General features: G+C 72.1%; 16 protein-coding genes. 12 read left to right on the forward strand and 4 right to left on the reverse strand.

What is annotated here, in order from left to right:
* Positions 1-81: 81 nt before the first annotated feature.
* The 3 genes from Q9R26_RS01220 to Q9R26_RS01230 all read left to right on the forward strand — a co-directional run bounded on the left by Q9R26_RS01220 (position 82) and on the right by Q9R26_RS01230 (position 1,291).
* The gene (locus Q9R26_RS01220) at positions 82-237 is read left to right on the forward strand and encodes a hypothetical protein (protein ID WP_209134092.1); all 156 of its coding nucleotides are present in this window, start codon (positions 82-84) and stop codon (positions 235-237) included.
* 386 nt (positions 238-623) lie between these two features.
* The gene (locus Q9R26_RS01225) at positions 624-965 is read left to right on the forward strand and encodes a hypothetical protein (protein WP_311226334.1); all 342 of its coding nucleotides are present in this window, start codon (positions 624-626) and stop codon (positions 963-965) included.
* A 23-nt stretch (positions 966-988) separates the two neighbouring features.
* Positions 989-1,291: a hypothetical protein gene (locus tag Q9R26_RS01230; protein ID WP_209134088.1), complete on the forward strand. Its 303-nt coding sequence runs from the start codon at positions 989-991 to the stop codon at positions 1,289-1,291.
* 255 nt (positions 1,292-1,546) lie between these two features.
* Here Q9R26_RS01230 and Q9R26_RS01235 read toward each other — a convergent pair whose 3' ends face one another.
* The gene (locus Q9R26_RS01235; RefSeq protein WP_311226335.1) at positions 1,547-2,737 is read right to left on the reverse strand and encodes an MFS transporter; all 1,191 of its coding nucleotides are present in this window, start codon (positions 2,735-2,737) and stop codon (positions 1,547-1,549) included.
* A gap of 127 nt (positions 2,738-2,864) precedes the next feature.
* Here Q9R26_RS01235 and Q9R26_RS01240 point away from each other — a divergent pair, with 127 nt between their 5' ends.
* On the forward strand, positions 2,865-3,314 hold the full coding sequence (locus Q9R26_RS01240) for a MarR family winged helix-turn-helix transcriptional regulator (protein WP_209134084.1): 450 nt from the start codon (positions 2,865-2,867) through the stop codon (positions 3,312-3,314).
* Between the two features lie 79 nt (positions 3,315-3,393).
* On the opposite strand, the gene Q9R26_RS01245 is transcribed toward Q9R26_RS01240, so the two are convergent.
* Positions 3,394-4,398 carry a LacI family DNA-binding transcriptional regulator gene (locus Q9R26_RS01245; RefSeq protein WP_311226336.1) on the reverse strand — a complete coding sequence of 335 codons (1,005 nt, stop codon included), beginning with the start codon at positions 4,396-4,398 and terminating at the stop codon, positions 3,394-3,396.
* A gap of 116 nt (positions 4,399-4,514) precedes the next feature.
* On the opposite strand from Q9R26_RS01245, the gene Q9R26_RS01250 reads away from it, so the two are divergent.
* The 5 genes from Q9R26_RS01250 (at position 4,515) to Q9R26_RS01270 (ending at position 11,628) form a co-directional block, all read left to right on the forward strand.
* Positions 4,515-5,732 (forward strand): Gfo/Idh/MocA family oxidoreductase, encoded by a 1,218-nt coding sequence (locus Q9R26_RS01250; RefSeq protein ID WP_311226337.1) that lies wholly within the window; start codon positions 4,515-4,517, stop codon positions 5,730-5,732.
* Entirely contained in the window at positions 5,729-6,733 is a 1,005-nt protein-coding gene (locus tag Q9R26_RS01255) for a sugar phosphate isomerase/epimerase (protein ID WP_311226338.1), read from the forward strand. The genes Q9R26_RS01250 and Q9R26_RS01255 overlap by 4 nt, the downstream gene beginning before the upstream one ends.
* 202 nt (positions 6,734-6,935) lie before the next feature.
* Positions 6,936-7,940, forward strand: coding sequence for an AAA family ATPase (locus Q9R26_RS01260; RefSeq protein WP_311226570.1), 1,005 nt, complete (start codon positions 6,936-6,938; stop codon positions 7,938-7,940).
* Positions 7,940-9,271 (forward strand): DUF58 domain-containing protein, encoded by a 1,332-nt coding sequence (locus Q9R26_RS01265; RefSeq protein WP_311226339.1) that lies wholly within the window; start codon positions 7,940-7,942, stop codon positions 9,269-9,271. The genes Q9R26_RS01260 and Q9R26_RS01265 overlap by 1 nt, the downstream gene beginning before the upstream one ends.
* The gene (locus Q9R26_RS01270; protein ID WP_311226340.1) at positions 9,268-11,628 is read left to right on the forward strand and encodes a transglutaminaseTgpA domain-containing protein; all 2,361 of its coding nucleotides are present in this window, start codon (positions 9,268-9,270) and stop codon (positions 11,626-11,628) included. Before Q9R26_RS01265 ends, Q9R26_RS01270 begins: the two co-directional genes overlap by 4 nt.
* A 179-nt stretch (positions 11,629-11,807) precedes the next feature.
* Here Q9R26_RS01270 and Q9R26_RS01275 read toward each other — a convergent pair whose 3' ends face one another.
* Both Q9R26_RS01275 and Q9R26_RS01280 read right to left on the reverse strand, forming a co-directional pair.
* Positions 11,808-12,410: a TetR/AcrR family transcriptional regulator gene (locus Q9R26_RS01275; protein WP_182064795.1), complete on the reverse strand. Its 603-nt coding sequence runs from the start codon at positions 12,408-12,410 to the stop codon at positions 11,808-11,810.
* A gap of 247 nt (positions 12,411-12,657) precedes the next feature.
* On the reverse strand, positions 12,658-13,419 hold the full coding sequence (locus tag Q9R26_RS01280; protein ID WP_111038270.1) for a trimeric intracellular cation channel family protein: 762 nt from the start codon (positions 13,417-13,419) through the stop codon (positions 12,658-12,660).
* 69 nt (positions 13,420-13,488) lie between these two features.
* On the opposite strand from Q9R26_RS01280, the gene efeU reads away from it, so the two are divergent.
* From efeU to efeB, 3 genes are read left to right on the forward strand one after another with little or no spacing between them, the layout of a single operon-like run.
* Entirely contained in the window at positions 13,489-15,099 is a 1,611-nt protein-coding gene (efeU, locus tag Q9R26_RS01285; protein ID WP_311226341.1) for an iron uptake transporter permease EfeU, read from the forward strand.
* Entirely contained in the window at positions 15,086-16,318 is a 1,233-nt protein-coding gene (gene efeO / locus Q9R26_RS01290) for an iron uptake system protein EfeO (protein WP_311226342.1), read from the forward strand. Before efeU ends, efeO begins: the two co-directional genes overlap by 14 nt.
* Positions 16,315-17,619, forward strand: a complete 1,305-nt coding sequence (gene efeB / locus Q9R26_RS01295; RefSeq protein ID WP_311226343.1) for an iron uptake transporter deferrochelatase/peroxidase subunit — start codon at positions 16,315-16,317, stop codon at positions 17,617-17,619. The genes efeO and efeB overlap by 4 nt, the downstream gene beginning before the upstream one ends.
* Positions 17,620-17,853 lie beyond the last annotated feature (234 nt).

Below are 17,853 nucleotides of genomic sequence, written 5' to 3' on the forward strand. Positions count from 1 at the left end.
TCCTACCTCCCCAACGCCGCGGTCGCGCGAGTCACGGGACATCGCTAGTGTCCAAGCCGTATCTGAGCGACGATGCCGATCATGGCGGATCTGATGGAACTTCCGCGTGGGCAGCGGTGGGCTTACCGAATCGCGCGGTCGTCCGCCACCTTCCACGAAGCTGCAGTCGTGAAGGTCGGCGACAAGAAGGTGCAGGTGGAACTTGTCGCGGACCGGTGGGAGGGCAAGCGAGAGTGAGTCTCGCCGACCCGTCGCGAGGTTCGGTTGGATGAGCGTCACGAGTACATCGCCGAAGAACGGAAGATGCTCGCCCTCCGTCGCGCGTCGCCCTCTAAGGATGAGCGGTCCGCAGCTGATCAGGTGCTGTTCCTACTCGTGCGCTCGACATCGCTGAGTACAACGCGGACACTTCCGGCACCACGACGGTCCACGACGTCGGTCGGCTTGCGGGGCTTGTCGGCCTATCGCCGGCCGCCCTCACTGCGGCGCCGACCCTCAATAGCGCGGACGGCTTGCTCGTACCGTGGTCGACCACCGTCCCGGTCGCCCGCGCCGCAGCCGCCCGTTACCCGCACCGGGGCCTGCGCGAAATCAAGTAGGCAGAGCAGCAGCTGAACGAGGACTTGATCGACGGCACGGTCAGCACGGGGCCCGACGGCGTCGACCATCACCTGTCGCCGGACGACGTCCGGGCCCGGTTCGAGAAGCGTGAACGGCCACGCCTCGATCGACTCAGATCGTTCGCAGGTGCAGAGCGCTCTGCAAACCTCCTCGAGCGGCGAGATCTGTTGGACAGGCTGCGGCAGGCCACCAGCGTCGCTCGTCGCGCACTCGACGTTCTGCAGCCGACCCAGAAGCGGCTCGTCGCCAAGCTGCGCGAAGAGCTGTACGCCGCGACCGACAGTGTGGACTTCGAGCCGGGGGAGCAGCGGCAGGGGTATGCTCTTCGCTCGCCCATCAGCTGACGCGGACTCGGTAGGGTCACCTCATGTCAGTCAACGGTAAAGCCGCCAACATCCTTCTCGACCTGGTATCGGGGTACGACCCCGCGGCCGACCACGACACGAATGCTCGTGCGTTCGGTGCAACCGTGACGTCCCTCAATGATGCCGGCGTGGTGGTCGCTCGGCTGACTTCCGACGACGCGCTCGACCTGTACATGGACCCCCTCTTCGTCGGATCAGGTTGGACCCACCGCTGGTTGCTGGACCAGCTTGCTGACGCCACAGGCAAGGACAAGGACACGCTCCTCTTCGAGCTGCGAGAGTACGTCGCGCGCATCGACAAGTAGGCGTTACGACCTCCTCAGGGCCGAACGAATCGCACACACTTTCCAGAGAAGCATGAGGGGCGTGGCGGCGTTTCGCAATGATCGACGCCAGCAATTGCAACGCATGAGCATGAGTGAGAAGCATGTAAATGGCTCGGGACAGGGTTCAAATCCCTCCGTCTCCGCAGTGTTGAAGACTGCGGTGCAAACTGCAGCACGAAAGCCCGGTCCGATCGGACCGGGCTTTCGGCGCTTCTGGTGCCCGAAGCGCTCGCATCAGACCGTCGCGATGCTCCCCGTCGTCGTGGTCCGCACTCCCGCGCGCCCCCGGCGCACCGCGGCCATCGCCACGAGCGTCAGCACCACGGCTGCCAGGGTGATCCCCGACCCCGCCCAGATCGGCGACGTGTACCCGAGCCCGGCGGCGATGGTCAGGCCGCCGATCCAGGCCCCGAGCGCGTTGCCGAGGTTGAACGCGGCGATGTTCGCCCCGCTCGCCAGGGTCGGTGCGTGGTCGGCGTACTGCATCACCCGCGTCTGCAGGGCCGGCACGGTCGCGAACCCGAACGCCCCCATCAGCACGAGGGCGATCACGGTGAGCACCGGCGAGGTCGCGACGAGGGCGAACGCCGCGAGCACCACGGTCAGCACGACGAGCACCACGAGCAGGGTGCGATCGATCGAACGGGCCGCGAGCTTGCCCCCGGCGAAGTTGCCGACGAACAGCCCGATGCCGAACACGATGAGCAGCCACGGCACCGCGGACGACGGGAACCCGGACACCGAGGTCAGCGTGTACGCGATGTAGGTGAAGGCGCCGAACATCCCGCCGTAGCCGAGCACGGTCATGCCGAGCGACAGCCAGACCTGCCCGGACCGGAAGGCGCCGAGCTCGCGGGCGAGGGACGGAACCTCGGTGGAGCGGACTGCGGGGACGAGGACGAGCACGCCGATCAGGGCGACGACGCCGATGGCCGCGATCGCCCAGAACGTCGCACGCCAGCCGGCGGCCTGGCCGAGGAAGGTGCCGAACGGCACGCCGAGCACGTTCGACGCGGTGAGCCCGGTGAACATCAGCGCGACGGCTGAGGCGCGCTTGGACCGCTCGACCATGTTTGCGGCGACGACCGAGCCGATGCCGAAGAACGCTCCGTGGCACAGGGCGGCGATGACTCGGCCGGTCATCATCACGCCGTAGGTCGGGGCGATCGCGGACAGGGTGTTGCCGACGACGAACAGCACGAGGAGCCCGAGCAGGACGGGCTTGCGGGGGAGTCGGGTGGTCGCGGCGGTGAGCCCGAGGGCCCCGACGATGACCGCCAGGGCGTATCCGGTGACGAGCCAGCCGGCGGTGGTCTCGGTGACGCCGTAGTCGGCCGCCACCTCGGGCAGCAGGCCGGTGATGACGAACTCGGTCAGGCCGATGCCGAATCCGCCGAGTGCGAGGGCGATGAGTCCCGCGGGCATGGATGTCCTTCCGTTGTGCAGCTGTGCCGCGTACGCTGGTTGTTGCAGACGCGGGATATCGATAGTTGCACACGCGGGGTATCCGCGCAAGCAACTGTTGCCGTCTGCACCGACCGAAGGAGCCCCGATGTCCGTCGACGACACCTCCACCGCCGTCCGCGCCCACGGCTGGCGCACCCTGGCGGCGCTGCACGGCCTGATCGAGACGCGCCTGGAGCGGGCGCTCCGCCAGGTCGACCTGTCCGTCGTGGAGTTCACGGTGCTCGATGCCCTGCGCCGCCAGGACGGCTTCCACATGCGCATGCAGCAGCTCGCCCGCGCGGCCGCCCTCAGCCCGAGCGCGACCACCCGGCTGGTGAACCGGCTCGAGGAGCGCGCCCTGCTGACCCGCGTTCTGTGCGCCGATGACCGTCGCGGGCTCTACACGGAGCTCACACACGCCGGGCAGGTCCTGCTCGAGCGTGCGACGCCGATCCACGCCGAGGCGCTGGAGGGCGCCCTCGCCGAGGCGCGCGAGGTCCCCGAGCTCGCCGACCTGGCCGAGTCCGTCGAGCGGCTCGAGGGCGCGCGCGTCTGACCCCGGGTCACCTCGCACCCGGCCTGGAGGCCCGGCGCACCTCCGCCACGCCGGCACCGGCCCCCGGTGCGGTCACCACTCAGGCGCGCGGCGGCCCCGTCGTCGACCGCACGACGAGCGTCGGCGGCACGAGTGTCCTGATGGGCTCTGCCGGAACCCCTGCTGCCGCGCCGATCCGTTCGACCAACCGCGAGGCGGCCAGGCGCCCGACCTCGTCGTTGTGCGGGTCGACCGTCGTCAAGCGCAGCAGGGGTGAGGCGGCGAGCGGGGTCTCGTCGTTGCCGATCACGGAGACGTCGTGGGGCACGCGGAGTCCGGCTTCCTGCACGGCGGCGATCGCGCCCATCGCCATGACGTCGTTCGCGGCGAACACCGCGGTCAGGTCGGGGTGTTCCCGCAGTGCGAGCCGCATGCCCTCGTAGCCGGTCGTCTCCGAGGTCGGGCCGGAGCCGTAGACCAGTGGCTCGATGCCGGACGCGACCAGCTGCGCGACGGTGGCCTCGCGGCGGAGCGCAGCCGGGCCTCCCGAGCCGGTGACGTGGGCGATGCGGCGGTGACCCAGGCCGATCAGGTGATCCGCTGCCAACCGCCCGCCGGCGGCTTCGTCGGAGGCGACCACGTCGAGTCCGCCGGGGACGTCCTCGCGCGCGCCGGCGACCACGACCGGGGTGTCGGCGGGGACGACGACGTCGGGGAACCCCTCGGCGGCGAGCACCACGCCGTCGACCCGCAGGGAGACCAGGTCGTCGAACGGTGACGAGTCGAGGTGGGCGTTGGCCCGGGTGTCGGCGAGGGTGAGGCGGAGTCCGTGCGGGGCGAGGGCCTCGCGGATGCCGTCGAGCATCGGCACGTACCAGGGGTTCCGGAAGTCGTCGACGATGACCCCGATGGTGCGGGTCCGGGTGCCGGCGAGGATCGCGGCGGCGCGGTTCGGGCGGTAGCCGAGCTCCGCGACGGCGGCGAGCACCGCCGAGCGGCGGGCGGGGGAGACCCCGGGGTCCTCCCGCATCACCATCGACACCAGGGACTTCGAGACGCCTGCGCGTGCGGCGACGTCGATGATCGTCGGCGGGCGAGGGGTCACGCTGAGCCTTTCCGGCACGGTGCTTGACAGGACATGGGCGGGTGCGACTACAGTCTACTGACACGTTCTGGAACGTTCCAGAAACGGAATTCAGCGACCTTCTCGAAGGAGAGAACATGAGCGACAGCATCGGCGTCGCCGTCATCGGTGCGGGCATGGCGGGCAAGGCCCACATGGCCGCGTGGCGGAACGCGCCCTCCCTCTTCACCTCGACCCTGCCGGCGGTCCGGCTCGTCTCGGTCGGCGACGTCTACGAGCCCCTCGCCGCCGAGGCCGCACGGCGTTTCGGCTACGAGCGGCACGACACCGACTGGCGGGCCATCGCTGCGGCGGACGACATCGACGTGGTGAGCGTCGTCGTCGCGAACACCCTGCACCGCGAGATCGTCGAGGGGCTGCTCGCCGCCGGCAAGCACGTGCTCTGCGAGAAGCCGCTGTCCGACTCGCTCGACGATGCCCGTGCGATGGCGTCCGCCGCTGCCGAGGCCGAGCAGCGCGGAGTCCTCGGCCGCATCGGCTTCACCTACCGCCGGGCTCCCGGGCTCGCGGCCATCAGGGAGCTCGTCGAGGACGGCACGCTCGGCCGGGTCCTGCACGTCTCCGGCCGGTACTGGACCGACTACGGCGCCTCGCCCGACGTCCCGTTCTCGTGGCGCTTCGCGGGGGAGCCGGGGTCCGGCGCGCTCGCCGACGTCGGCTCGCACCTGTCCTACGTCGCCGAGTTCCTGGCCGGCCCGGTCCGGAGCGTCAGCGGCGGGACGTTCACCACGTCGATCACCGAGCGACCGGTGGCCGCCGGGCACGCCCTGCGGGGGCAGGCCGTCCCGCTCACCGGCGAGACCGCTGCCGTCGGCAACGACGACTACGCCACGTTCAGCGCACGCTTCGGTGACGGCACGGTCGTCGGGTCGCTCGAGGCCTCCCGCGTCGCGGCCGGGCACCCGAACGGCCTCGTCATCGAGGTGTTCTGCGAGCGCGGCGCCGCCCGCTGGGACCAGGAGCGCGCCTCCGAGATCGGCCTCGCGCTGCTGTCCGACGGCTCGCGCCTGGGCGGCTACCGCCAGGTCGTGCTCGGTCCGGACCACCCCTACGTCGCGGGCGGCATGGCGATGGACGCCCCCGGCGTCGGCTGGGGGCAGAACCAGATGTTCGAGTACCAGGCGCGGGCGTTCCTCGACGAGATCGCGGGGCTGTCCGGCACCGTGCCGGACGCCCTGCCCGCGAACGCCACGTTCGACGACGGCGTGCACAACATGGAGGTCCTCGACGCGGTGGCACGGTCCGCCGCTGCCGGGGGCGCCACCGAGACGATCAAGGAAGCAGTGACGGCATGAAACTCGGTCTCTACAACGCGATCCTGCACGACCGGCCCCTCGCCGACGCGCTCCGGGTCATCGCCGCCAACGGCCTCACCGGCATCGAGCTGAACACCGGCGGGTTCCTGCCCCCGGTGCACGTGCCCGACATCGACGCGATCCTGCAGGACGACGGGGCGCGTGACGCGTTCCTCGCGCAGTTCGCGGGGACCGGTGTCTCGATCGCCGGGCTCAACTGCAACGGCAACCCGCTGCACCCCGACCCCGCGATCGGCCCCGCGCACGCCGAGGACGTCCGGCGCAGCATCCGCCTCGCCGCCCGCCTCGGGCAGGACCGCGTCGTCACGATGTCCGGACTGCCCGCGGGCGAGCCGGGCGGGACCCGGCCGAACTGGATCGTGAACGCCTGGAACTCGGCCGCGCTCGACGTGCTCGAACACCAGTGGAGCGTCGCGGTGCCGTTCTGGCAGGAGATCGACGCCCTGGCCCGGGAGCACGGCGTCAAGGTCGCGCTCGAGCTCCACCCGCAGAACCTCGTGTTCAACCCGGCGTCGATCCGGGAGCTCGTCGAGCGCGGCCGGCTGACCAACGTGGGGGTCGAGCTCGACGCCTCGCACCTGTTCTGGCAGCAGATGGACCCGGTGGCGGTCGTCCAGGACCTCGGGCCGCTCGTGTTCCACGCCGCAGCGAAGGACGTCCGGATCAACCCGCACGCCGCGATCAACGGGGTGCTCGACAACTCGTTCCGCCGGTTGTCACCCGACGAGCCGCGCACGAACCTCGGCGGCGACGAGTGGGCGAACGAGTGGCCGAAGCCGTCGGCATGGGACTTCGTGGCGCTCGGCAAGGGCCACGACCAGGCGTACTGGACGACGTTCCTCGGGGCCCTGCGTGCGATCGACCCGGACATGTGGGTGAACATCGAGCACGAGGACACCGAGCTCGGACGCGAAGACGGGGTCGCGGTCGCCGCGCGCGTGCTCCGCGCCGCGGACGCGGCGCTGGCGCCCCGGTCCTGACCGTCCGTCAGGTGACCCGGGTACTGCCTGGAGGCGCGTGGGCCGTTCCGCGCCGAGGTGACGGATCGGCGTGTGGTGGGTCGTGCCTCCCGGACCCACCACACGCGGATCGGCCACCGGTGCGCGGAACGACCAGTCCGTGCACCCGTACCGGGTGCTGTCACCGGCCCGATGTAGCATGCACGACACCTGTCCCGTGACGATGGAGCCCTGCGTGCCGGAGCCGACCGACCCCGTCTTCCCGCTCGAACACGTGCGGGCGGTGGGCGACGACATCGTGGCCTCCGTCGCCACGGTGATCGACGGCAAGGCGGAAGCCATCCGCACCGCCCTGACGGTGATGCTCGCCGAGGGGCACCTGCTGGTCGAGGACGTCCCCGGCGTCGGCAAGACCGTGCTCGCCAAGGCGCTCGGCGCCTCGGTCGGCGGGTCGGTGAACCGCATCCAGTTCACCTCGGACATGCTGCCGTCTGACGTCACGGGCGTGAACATCTTCGACCAGTCGTCCGGCACCTTCCGGTTCTCGCCCGGCCCGGTGTTCGCGAACGTGGTCATCGGCGACGAGATCAACCGCACCAGCCCGAAGACCCAGTCGGCCCTGCTCGAGGCGATGGCGGAGTCGCAGGTCACCGTCGACGGTGTCACGCGCCCGCTCGACCGGCCGTTCATGATCGTCGCGACGCAGAACCCGATCGACATGGAGGGCACGTACCCGCTGCCCGAGGCGCAGCGGGACCGCTTCATGGCGCGCATCGCGATGGGCTACCCGAGCGTCGACGCCGAACGGCAGATGCTCGCGAACCGCGGCGGCAGCGACCCGCTGGCGCGCCTGCGGCCGATCGTCGACGTCAGCACGCTGCGGGCGATCATCGAGACCGTCGCCGGGGTGCACATCGCACCCGACGTCGAGGCGTACATCATCGCGATCGTCCGGTCGACGCGCACCCACCCCGACCTCGTGCTCGGTGCGAGCCCCCGCGCGACGCTGCACCTCGCGCAGGCAGCCCGTGCGCACGCCGCACTGCTCGGCCGCCCGTTCGTCACCCCCGACGACGTCGCGACGCTCGCCCCGATCGTGCTCGCGCACCGGCTCGTGCCGGTCGCCCGTGGGCTCGGCGGCACCGGCGAGGACACCGTGCGCGAGATCGTCGTCCGCATCGTCTCCGACACCGCCGTCCCGTTCACGGCCACCCCCGTCCGCTCCTGATGGCCGGTCCATCGGCACCGCCGTCGCTGCTGCGACGCGTCGGTGCCGCGCGGTCCGCGGCGGCTCGGTTCGGCCGCCGCGGGTTGTCGTTGGCACGCCGGACACCGTTCCCGCGTCCGACGATCCGGGGCTGGACGGTCATCGCCGTCGGCATCGGCCTGGTCGGCGGCGGCCTGGTCGGCACCACGAGCGTCGCCGTCACGGCCGGCCTGCTGCTGCTCGTGTTGGTCGTGCTGGGCATCGTGATGGCGTTCGTCGTCGCCACCCCGCTCCGCGGGAGCCGCAGCACCGCTCGGGCGATCGTCCAGGTGGGGGAGGTCTACCGGGAACGCATCACCCTCGGCAGCACCAGTCTGCGGATCGGCCCGCGGGCGACGCTGCTCGTGCGCGAACAGCTCGAGGACGCCTTCGCCAGCCTTGCCGAGGCGGAGACCTACGCCGAGGTCGGGCCGAACCGGCCGCCGGCCGTGCTCGACGTCGAGGCGATCGCGATGCACCGTGGTCGAACCCTGGTCGGTCCGGTGACGATCCGGGTGGAGGACCCGTTCGGTCTGCTCCGCATCGACCGTCCGGTCGTCCCTGTCGAAGAGGTCGTCGTCGTCCCGGCCTCGGCACCCCTCGGGGCGATCGATGCCGGCGCGCTCGCCGGTGCGGTCTCGGCCGACGAGGGCCGGGTCGGACAGGGTGGTTCCGCCGACGACAGCGAACTCCGCCCGTACCGACCGGGGGACCCGATCCGCCGGGTGCACTGGGCCCAGAGCGCCCGGCGCGGGGAACTCCACGTCCGCCAGACCACCCAGGCCCAGCCGCCCGAGGCCGTGATCGCCCTCGACGTCCGGCGCGAGTCCTACCAGCGGCTCGGTCGGGAGGACCTCGCCGAGCTCTCCGACCTGGGCGGCGACCAGGCCTTCGAGCACGCCGTCGTGGTGGCCGCCAGTGTCGCCCGCGCGCTCGCCGCCCGGACCTCCCGTGTCGTGCTCGTGTTCGACGGCCCCGAAGGCGCGACCCGGCACGCGGGCGACGTCGGCGGGCTGACCGACGTGCTCGTCGGGCTCGCCGACGTCCGGCTCCGTTCCGACGCGCGACAGGTGACCGACGTCCTGCCCGAGGTTCGCGGCCGCGACGTGCACGGCATGACCGCCGTCGTGACGGGTACCTGCACCGCGGAGGAAGCCGCCGAGCTCGTCAGCGCGACCAGCGGTTCGAGCCGCGGCATCCTGGCGACGATCGTGCCGCCGGACCCGGCCGTGCGGGGCATCCTCGACCGCGGCGGCTGGCGGACCCTCGTGGTGCCGGTCGTCGGCGCGACGCCGTCCGGAGCCGCCCGGTGACCGGGGTGCGCGCACCGGCGCGTGGTCGTGCCGACGTGCGCGAGATCCTCGACCGCGACGACGACCTGCGTGACGTGCCGAGCGCCTGGGTCGTGGCCCTCGCGCCGGTGCCCGTGCTCCTCGCTGCGCTCGCCATCCGACCGCTCGTGCAGGGCATCGCCTGGTGGGCATCGGGCGTCGTCGTGGTCGCCGTGCTCGTCGCCGTGATGCTCGCGGTGCGCCGGCAGACGCCCGGCATCCGCTTCGTCGTCCTGGTCGGCACGGTCATCGCCTGCTCGTGCGCCGCCGCCCTGGTCAACGACATCCAACCGCTCGGGTGGCTCGACGCCGACGGGGCCCTCGGGGAGACGCTCGCCGCGATCCGCCTGAACCCCGCACCACTGCCGCAGACCGACGCGATCCGGCTCGTGGTCACCGCGTCGATCGGCTGGGTGGCGGCCGTCTCGCTGTTCCTCGCCGCCATCGCGCGGATCCCGTCGCTCGCCGCTGCCCCCGCCCTCGTCATCCTGATCGTGCCGGGTGTCATCACCGGGCAGCCCGCCGGCACCCCGCTCGTCATCGCCACGGCGGTGGCGTTCCTCGCCCTGCTCTGGCTGTCCGTCCGCCCGGTGCAGCGCGCGCTGCCGGCCGCGGTCGTCGGGGCGATCGGACTCGTCGTGGCCATCGGGCTGCCGACGATCGTGCCGCTCAACGCCAGCTGGTTGTCCGGCGTGACCGGTGCGATCCAGTCGCCGATCCAGGCCGGACGGCCCGGCACCCTGCTCGAACTCGGCAACGACCTGCGCCGTCCGAGCGAGCTCGAGGTGTTCCGGTACCGCTCGTCGGACGGGCAGCCCGAGTACCTCAAGCTCGCCGACCTGGACGAGTTCGGCACGGGGGACTGGGTGCCGACCGTGACGAACGCGGCCGAGGCCGACACCGCCGACGAGCAGCAGTGGGCCGAGGGCGTCAACCCGCGCCTGGCGAGCCGCGGCGACGTGACGGTCCGGATCACCGGGCTGTCCAGCACCTACCTGCCCGTGCCGTCGGGAGCGGTGTCGATCGAGTCGCAGTCCACCAACCTCGACCTGTCGCAGTGGCGGTGGATGGGGAACTCGAGCACCGTCCGGTCGACGGGTGCCGCGACGGCCCGCGGTGCGATGTACGAGGTCTACGGAGCCTCGACGTTCGCCAACGACTACCTCGACGCGGTCGCCGCCTCGGGGGTGCTCGCCCGCTCCGACGGCCGCGGCTTCCGGGAGCCCAGCCGCGAGCAGCTGCGCACCGACCTCGCCCTGCCCGACGACCTGCCCGCCAACATCTCGTCCACCGCCACCCGCGTCGCCGCAGCCGCGACCGACGACTACGGGCGGGCGCGGGCACTCGAGCAGTGGTTCCGCAGCGACCTGTTCACGTACTCCGAGACGGCCCCCGTCGAGCAGGGCTACGACGGCGACAGCATGGACGTCGTCTCGACGTTCCTGAAGGTCCGCGACGGGTACTGCGTGCACTTCTCGTCCGCGATGGCCGTGATGGCCCGCACCCTCGGCATCCCCTCGCGCATCGCGGTCGGGTACCGGGCCGGGTCGCCGCAGCCCGACGGCGAGTACGCGGTGTCGAACCGGCAGCTGCACTCCTGGCCCGAGCTGTACATCCAGGGCGCCGGGTGGGTCGCCTTCGAGCCGACGCCCGACTCCGACGAGGCCGCGCCGTCCGAGGAGCCCTCGGCCTCGCCGACCGCGGCGGCACCGGAGACCCCGCTGCCGGCACCCGAGCAGACCACCCCGGCGGAGGAATCCGCGTCACCGACCCCGTCGGCGTCCCCGGCGCCGGGTGCCGCGGGTGCATCCGGCACCGGCGGTGGTGGCGGACCGGTCGGGCTGCTCGTGGGCCTGCTGCTCGTGCTCGCGGTCCTCGTCGCCCCGGGCCTCGTCCGTGCCGTTCGTCGTCGGTCGAGACTGGCGGCGATCGCCGCCGGACGGTCGCCCGCCGTGCAGGCGTGGCGGGAGCTGCTCGACGACGTCGCCGACCACGGGTACGCCCCGGGCCTCGCGCCGCCGGGTGACGCCGCCGCCGTGGCCCGGACCGCCCGAGCCGTGCTCGGACGCCTGCGTCCCGGGTTGCCGGGGTCGGTCGTACCGCACCTGGAGGCCGCGGTCGACGCGGTCGACCGCGAACGCTTCGCCGCCGACGGGGCCGCATCGGTGGACACTCCGGCGCTGGAGCGGCACGTCCGCGACGCTCGGGAGGCTCTCGACGCCTCGGTCCCCACGGTGCGCGTCGTGCGGTCGCGCCTGCTGCCGCCGAGCCTGCTGCCGTCGTCCGCCTGGTCCCACGACGGGCCGAAGCCCCGCCGTCGGGATCGCCGCACGGCCTGACCCGGGCGCGTGCGCACCGTGCGAGCCTCGCACCGTGCGAGGGGTGCGCCGAGTGGTGCGAGGTTCCGTACTCCGTGCGACCGGCGGGGCCTCGCACGGACTACGGAACTTCGCACCGTTCGAGCGGGGCGCCGTGGCCACCTCGCACGGTGCGAGGGCCCGCCCGCCGCACGCGCGCGTCAGCGCCGGCGGATGACCGCCTCGACCAGCGTCGCGATGAGCTCGCCCGGATCGACCCCGGGCAGCGCCGGTGCGTCGAACACCAGGCCGACGTTCGCCCCGATGAGCACGGTCGCGAACTCCTCCGGGGTCATGCCGACGTCGACCTCGGGGTGTGCACCGAGCCACAGCCGCACCAGCTCGAGCACCCCGTCCTGCAGGACCCGGCGCTGCCGGATGAACTCGGGCAGGAACTCCGGGTGGCGGACGGCGTACCCGCGGAACGCCGAGAGCAGCGCGAACTGCTCGCTCTGGTCGTGCTGCCCGAACGCGGCGCGCAGGACGTCCCCGACGTCGACGGCGGCGATGTCGGCGTGCACGAGCTCCTGCAGTGAGCCGAGGACCAGGTTCGTGGACCGTTGCATGACCTGCGCGAGCAGGTCCTCCTTGGACGAGAAGTTCGAGTAGACCGCACCCTTGCTGAACCCCGCGCGGGCGGCGACGTCGTCGAGCCGCGCGCCGTACACACCCTGTTCGGCGAAGACCGCGGCACCGGCGGCGAGCAGGCGTTCCCGGACCTCGGCGCGCGGGATGCGCTGGGTGGGGGAGGCGTCGTCGCTCATCGGTTGCTGCTCCGACCTGTGGTGGTGGTCGTCGGGGAGAGCATCGTGGTGGAGACCTGCCGCGCCGCGCGTCTGATCCCGCGCGGCATCAGCGAAGCCCCCATCCCCACGTCTGCTCGGAACCGGCGCGTTCGGGTCGCGTCGGTGCTGTGCGGACAGCGTTCACCGGGATCATCCCCGGCAGAACTGCCAGGACGATACCCGGCGGTACTGATCGTACCGTCGCGGAGCCGCCGGGGACAGCCCCTCAGTCCTCGTGCTCTTCTCGGACACTGCCGGCACCGGTCCGACGGCCCGGACGCCGGAGCAACCGGAGGGCGTCCGGTCGCAGGCTCCGACCCCGCCGGAGCAGCGAACCGAGGGTCGACTTCGGCTGCCAGTCACGGCCGTTCGGCAGACCCCAGCCCCGACGGACCGCTCCCCAGCGGAGCCCGAGCGACAGCGTGATCGCGAGCAGGATGCCGAGCGACGGCGAACCGAGCGCCGAGGCGATCACCATCACGGCCGACGCCGCGACGGCCACGGTGGCGTACAGCGCGTTCCCCCCGAACACCGCCGGCACCCGCCGCAGCAGCAGGTCACGCATGGCTCCGCCGCCGACCGCGGTGATGGTCCCCATGATGATCGCGGCGGGCCAGTCGAGCCCGGCGTCGTAGGTCCGCTGCACGCCGACCACGGCCCAGAACCCGATCACGGCGGCGTCCAGCACGGTGAACAGCCGGTCCCAGGTGACCTCGGAGAACGAGACGAGGAACGCGATGAGGGCTCCGGCGACGGCGACCGGCACGTACAGCGGGTCGACGAGCGCGACGGGTGGTCCGTTCTGCAGCAGGGTGTCGCGGAGCATCCCGCCGCCGAGTCCCGAGACGAACCCGACGACCAGGAACCCGAACAGGTCGAAGTCCATCGCGCGGGCGATGGAGCCGCCGAGCAGGGCGGACGCGAAGACCCCGGCGAGGTCGAGCACGTTCGTGACCGACGCCAGGCCGTCGACGGACAGCAGGTTCATGAGAACCATCAAACATCACGTCGCACGACTGGCGGGCCGTTCGGCGGTTAGGTTAGCCTCACCTTCGTCATGCTCGCCACCCTCGTCATCGGTCTCCGTGAAGGCCTCGAAGCCACGCTCATCGTCGGCATCATCGCCGCGTTCCTGCGTCGCAACGGCGTCCCGCTCGCCCCGATGTGGTCGGGCGTCGGGCTCGCGGTGCTGCTCAGCATCGCCGTCGGCTTCGGGTTGCAGGCCGTCGAGCAGGCGCTGCCGCAGGCCCAGCAGGAGGGCATGGAGGCGGTCATCGGCATCGTCGCCGTCGTCTTCGTCACGGGCATGATCGTCTGGATGCGCACGCACGCGCGCACCCTGACCGCCGACCTCGAGGCCAGTGCGACCGCAGCGCTCGGCCGCGGCACCGCCTGGGCACTCGCCGGCATGGCGTTCCTCGCCGTCCTGAAGGAGGGCTTCGAGACCTCGGTGTTCCTCCTCGCCACGTTCCAGGCGTCGTCGGACACCGGCCTCGCCGCCCTCGGCGCCGTGATCGGCATCGCGGCCGCGGTCGTCGTCGGCTTCGGCATCTACACCGGTGGCGTCCGCCTCGACCTGTCGCGGTTCTTCACCGGCACCGGGGTCTTCCTGGTCTTCGTCGCGGGCGGCCTGGTGCTGACCGTCCTCCGGCGCGCGCACGAGGCCGGCTGGATCGTCATCGGCCAGCAGCGCACCGTCGACCTGTCGTGGCTCGCCCCGAACGGTTCGGTGCAGGGCGCCCTGGTCACCGGCGTGCTCGGCATCCCGCCGGACCCGCGGGTCATCGAGGTGCTCGGCTGGTTCCTCTACGTCGTCCCGGTACTGGCCCTGACGCTCTGGCCGCGCGCCTGGCGTCCCTCGCCGGACCGCGTGCCCCGGGTGCGCGCCGTCGTCGCCGGCGCACTCGCCGTGGCGGCAGCGGCACTCGCGATCGCCGTACCGACGGGCGGGGTCGACCTGCCCCGCACCACCGCGGTCAGCGGCGACGCCAGCTCCGTCTCGGCCAGCGTCGACGGTGCGTCCGGCGTCCTCCGCGTGGCCGGCACCGGAACCGGCCAGGAGGCCCGACTCACCCTGCCGACGTCGGCCCACCGCCGCGTCACCCGCGCGGGCGTGGCCGCCGACCGGTGGCGCGTCGTGCAGGACGGAACCAGTGAGCAGAGAAGCGGTGCCGACCGGCCGTCGACGCTGACGCTCGACGACCTCGTCACCCTGTTCGGCCGCCTGCCTGTCGGGGTCTCCCCGTCGACGAACCCCGGCCCCTTCGCGGCGCGCTGGGCCGTGCGCGACACGGTGACCCTGTGGACCGTCCGCGGTGGGGTCCTGGACGCGACCCGCGACGAACGCGAGGTGCTGACGTTGAGCGGTGGGGGCCTCCCGTCCGCGCGCACCACGACGCTGGACCGCACCGTCTGGTCCGTCCCCGACGCCCGCGTCGAGCGGTCGGCCGCCTCGGTGGCCGCAGCGGACTCGCGGTCAGCCGACCGCCTGCTCTGGAAGGCCTGGCTGCCGATCGCCCTCGGCGCCGCGGCCGCCGTGCAGGCGCTGCTCGCCCTGCGTGACCGCCGTCGCCGGCGACTCCCCACCGTCCCCACCCCCGAACCCGTCCCCGCTCGTGGCCCTCCGGCCGCGGACCCTGCAAGGAGCACCGACCATGTCCTTCGGTAAGCCCGTCCGACCCCTGATCACCCTCGGCGCCCTCGGCGCCCTCGGCGCCGTCACCGCCCTCGCACTCACCGGGTGCGCCGGTGGCTCCGCCGAGGCAGGCGGCTCCGGCTCCGGCGACGCGAAGGTCTCCCGCGTCACCATCACGCTCACCAACGATGGGCAGGACGCCTGCGCGGTGTCCTCGACGAAGGTCCCCGCGGGTCCCGTCACCTTCACGGTGAAGAACGAGTCGTCGACCGCGATCACCGAGGTCGAGCTGCTGCAGGACCAGCGGATCCTCGGCGAGAAGGAGAACCTGGCGCCCGGCCTCGACGCCGTCCGCTTCACCGCCACGCTGACCGGTGGGGAGTACCAGGTGTACTGCCCCGGCGCCGAGACCGAGCTGACGGACTTCACCGTCACCGGCAAGGCCGCGTCGACCGCGAACAGCAGTGCCTCGACCCTGCTCCGCGAGGGGACGAAGGGCTACGCGACCTACGTCGACGGCCAGGTCACCGACATGGTCGCCGCGGTCGAGCAGATGCAGGAGCACATCGACGCCGGCGACCTCGACGCGGCGAAGACCGACTACGCGAACGCCCGTCCGTTCTACGAGCACGTCGAGAGCGACGTCGACGGCTTCGTCAAGAAGGGGTTCACGGCCACCGACAACGCCGGCAACCTCGACTACCTGATCGACATGCGTGCCTCGAACCTCGACCCCGCCGTCGGCTGGAGCGGGTTCCACGCCGTCGAGAAGGACCTGTTCCAGGCCGGGAAGATCACCGCGTCGACCAAGCAGACCGCCGCGGACCTGACCGAGGACGTGCAGCTGCTCGCGAAGCTCGTGCCGACGCTCGACTACAAGCCGGAGGACCTGGCGAACGGTGCCGCCGGCCTGCTCGAAGAGGTGCAGTCCAACAAGATCACCGGCGAGGAAGAGGCGTACAGCCACATCGACCTCGTCGACCTCGCCGCCAACGTCGAGGGCGCTCGTCAGGCCTTCGCGTACCTCAAGCCGGGGCTGACCAAGCTCGATCCGACCCTGACGAAGCAGATCGCCAAGCAGTTCGACGCCACGAACACGCTGATGGACGGCTACCGCGACGCCGACGACCTGGGCGGCTTCGCCACGTGGGACGCCGCCACCAAGAAGTCCGACGCGAACACGATCTCGCAGCAGATCCAGGCGCTCCAGGACCCGCTGTCCCGCCTGGCCGAGAAGGTCGCGACCGCGTGACCGAGCCGGACGAGGCACCCCGGGCGGGCGACGCACCGCGGGCGAACGTCTCCCGCCGTGGTCTGTTCGGCGCCGGCCTGGCCGTGGCCGGTGCCGGGGTCGGCGCGGCTGCGGGCATCGGCGGCGCCACCGCGGCGACCGGCGTGAACCCGTTCACGGCGGCGACGAACGGCGACGAGTCGATCGACCTGTCGCAGAGCCAGCCGTTCTACGCCACCGCGGCACGGCAGCCGCAGGGCGGGATCCGCACCACCCCGCAGCGGTACTGCGTCTACATGACGTTCGACCTGTCGACGACCGTCACGACCGAGCTGCAGGTGCTCCTCGCCCGCTGGTCGGCCGCGATCGCCCAGCTGCAGGCCGGCAAGACCGTCGGCAGCGTCGAACCGGCGCACGGCAACGGGGTCGGCGCCGACACCGGCGAGGCGCTCGACCTCGGGCCGGCGTCCCTGACCGTCACGGTGGGCCTGGGACCGGGCGTCTTCGACGAGCGCTTCGGGCTGGCCGACCGCCGTCCGGCCGCGCTCGCCGACATCCCGACGCTGCCGAGCGACAACCTGCAGGCGGGCCTGACCGGCGGGGACCTGTCCCTGCAGGCCTGCGCCGACGACCCCCAGGTGGCGTACCACGCGGTGCGCGACCTGGCACGGATGGCCCGCGGCACGGCGACCGTCCGCTGGACCGTGCTCGGCTTCGGCCGGGCATCGGCGGGGCCGCACCAGAGCACGCCGCGCAACCTGATGGGGTTCAAGGACGGCACCCGGAACATCACGACCGACGCCGACCACGACCGGTTCGTCTGGCTCGACCGCGACGCCGGGTGGATGGCCGGCGGCAGCTACCAGGTGGTGCGGAAGATCCGGATGAACATCGAGACCTGGGACGCCGACGTCGTCAGCGACCAGCAGCGGGTGTTCGGACGGACGAAGATCCAGGGCGCGCCGCTCTCCGGCGGCCAGGAGCACACCACCCCGGACTTCCACGCGAAGGACGACGACGGTGCGACGAAGATCGACGCGACGTCGCACATCGCCCTCGCCGCGCACGAGGCGAACGGCGGCGTGAAGATCCTGCGCCGGCCGTACAACTACACCGACGGGCTCAACGAGTACGGCCAGCTCGACGCCGGGCTGCTGTTCATCGCCTACGTGAACGACCCGGACCACTTCACGCGGCTGCAGCGGAAGCTCGGCGCCTCGGACCGGCTGAACGAGTACGTCTCGCACATCGGCTCCGCGGTGTTCGCCGTGCCGCCGGCACCGCGCAAGGGGTCGTACATCGGCGAGCAGCTGTTCCGCTGAGATGCGTCGCTGACTCGAGGAGTGGGCGCCCTCCGCCGTTTCCCTGGAGGCGGAGGACGCCCGCGTCGCGGAGTCTCGCCGAACGGAACCACCGTCGACTTGCTGAAAGCGACCCGGCACGACGCGTCGCGGTGCGACAACCCCGAGAGTACCCCGCGGATCCGCGGATCCGCAGTGATCGACCGGGATGGGACAGCAACCGTGACCACCGGGTCGCGCGACGTGTGCGCCGGA

Source organism: Curtobacterium sp. BRB10 (assembly GCF_031844325.1).
Classification (GTDB): Bacteria; Actinomycetota; Actinomycetes; order Actinomycetales; family Microbacteriaceae; genus Curtobacterium; species Curtobacterium poinsettiae_A.

Excerpts from the sequence above, each read along its gene's own strand:
- Q9R26_RS01240 (WP_209134084.1), top strand. The coding sequence starts at position 2,865 with ATGTCCGTCGACGACACCTCCACCGCCGTCCGCGCCCACGGCTGGCGC.
- Q9R26_RS01235 (WP_311226335.1), bottom strand. The coding sequence starts at position 2,737 with ATGCCCGCGGGACTCATCGCCCTCGCACTCGGCGGATTCGGCATCGGC.
- Q9R26_RS01250 (WP_311226337.1), top strand. The coding sequence starts at position 4,515 with ATGAGCGACAGCATCGGCGTCGCCGTCATCGGTGCGGGCATGGCGGGC.
- efeU (WP_311226341.1), top strand. The coding sequence starts at position 13,489 with ATGCTCGCCACCCTCGTCATCGGTCTCCGTGAAGGCCTCGAAGCCACG.
- Q9R26_RS01255 (WP_311226338.1), top strand. The coding sequence starts at position 5,729 with ATGAAACTCGGTCTCTACAACGCGATCCTGCACGACCGGCCCCTCGCC.
- Q9R26_RS01265 (WP_311226339.1), top strand. The coding sequence starts at position 7,940 with ATGGCCGGTCCATCGGCACCGCCGTCGCTGCTGCGACGCGTCGGTGCC.
- Q9R26_RS01260 (WP_311226570.1), top strand. The coding sequence starts at position 6,936 with ATGGAGCCCTGCGTGCCGGAGCCGACCGACCCCGTCTTCCCGCTCGAA.
- Q9R26_RS01230 (WP_209134088.1), top strand. The coding sequence starts at position 989 with ATGTCAGTCAACGGTAAAGCCGCCAACATCCTTCTCGACCTGGTATCG.
- efeO (WP_311226342.1), top strand. The coding sequence starts at position 15,086 with ATGTCCTTCGGTAAGCCCGTCCGACCCCTGATCACCCTCGGCGCCCTC.
- Q9R26_RS01220 (WP_209134092.1), top strand. The coding sequence starts at position 82 with ATGGCGGATCTGATGGAACTTCCGCGTGGGCAGCGGTGGGCTTACCGA.
- Q9R26_RS01275 (WP_182064795.1), bottom strand. The coding sequence starts at position 12,410 with ATGAGCGACGACGCCTCCCCCACCCAGCGCATCCCGCGCGCCGAGGTC.
- Q9R26_RS01280 (WP_111038270.1), bottom strand. The coding sequence starts at position 13,419 with ATGAACCTGCTGTCCGTCGACGGCCTGGCGTCGGTCACGAACGTGCTC.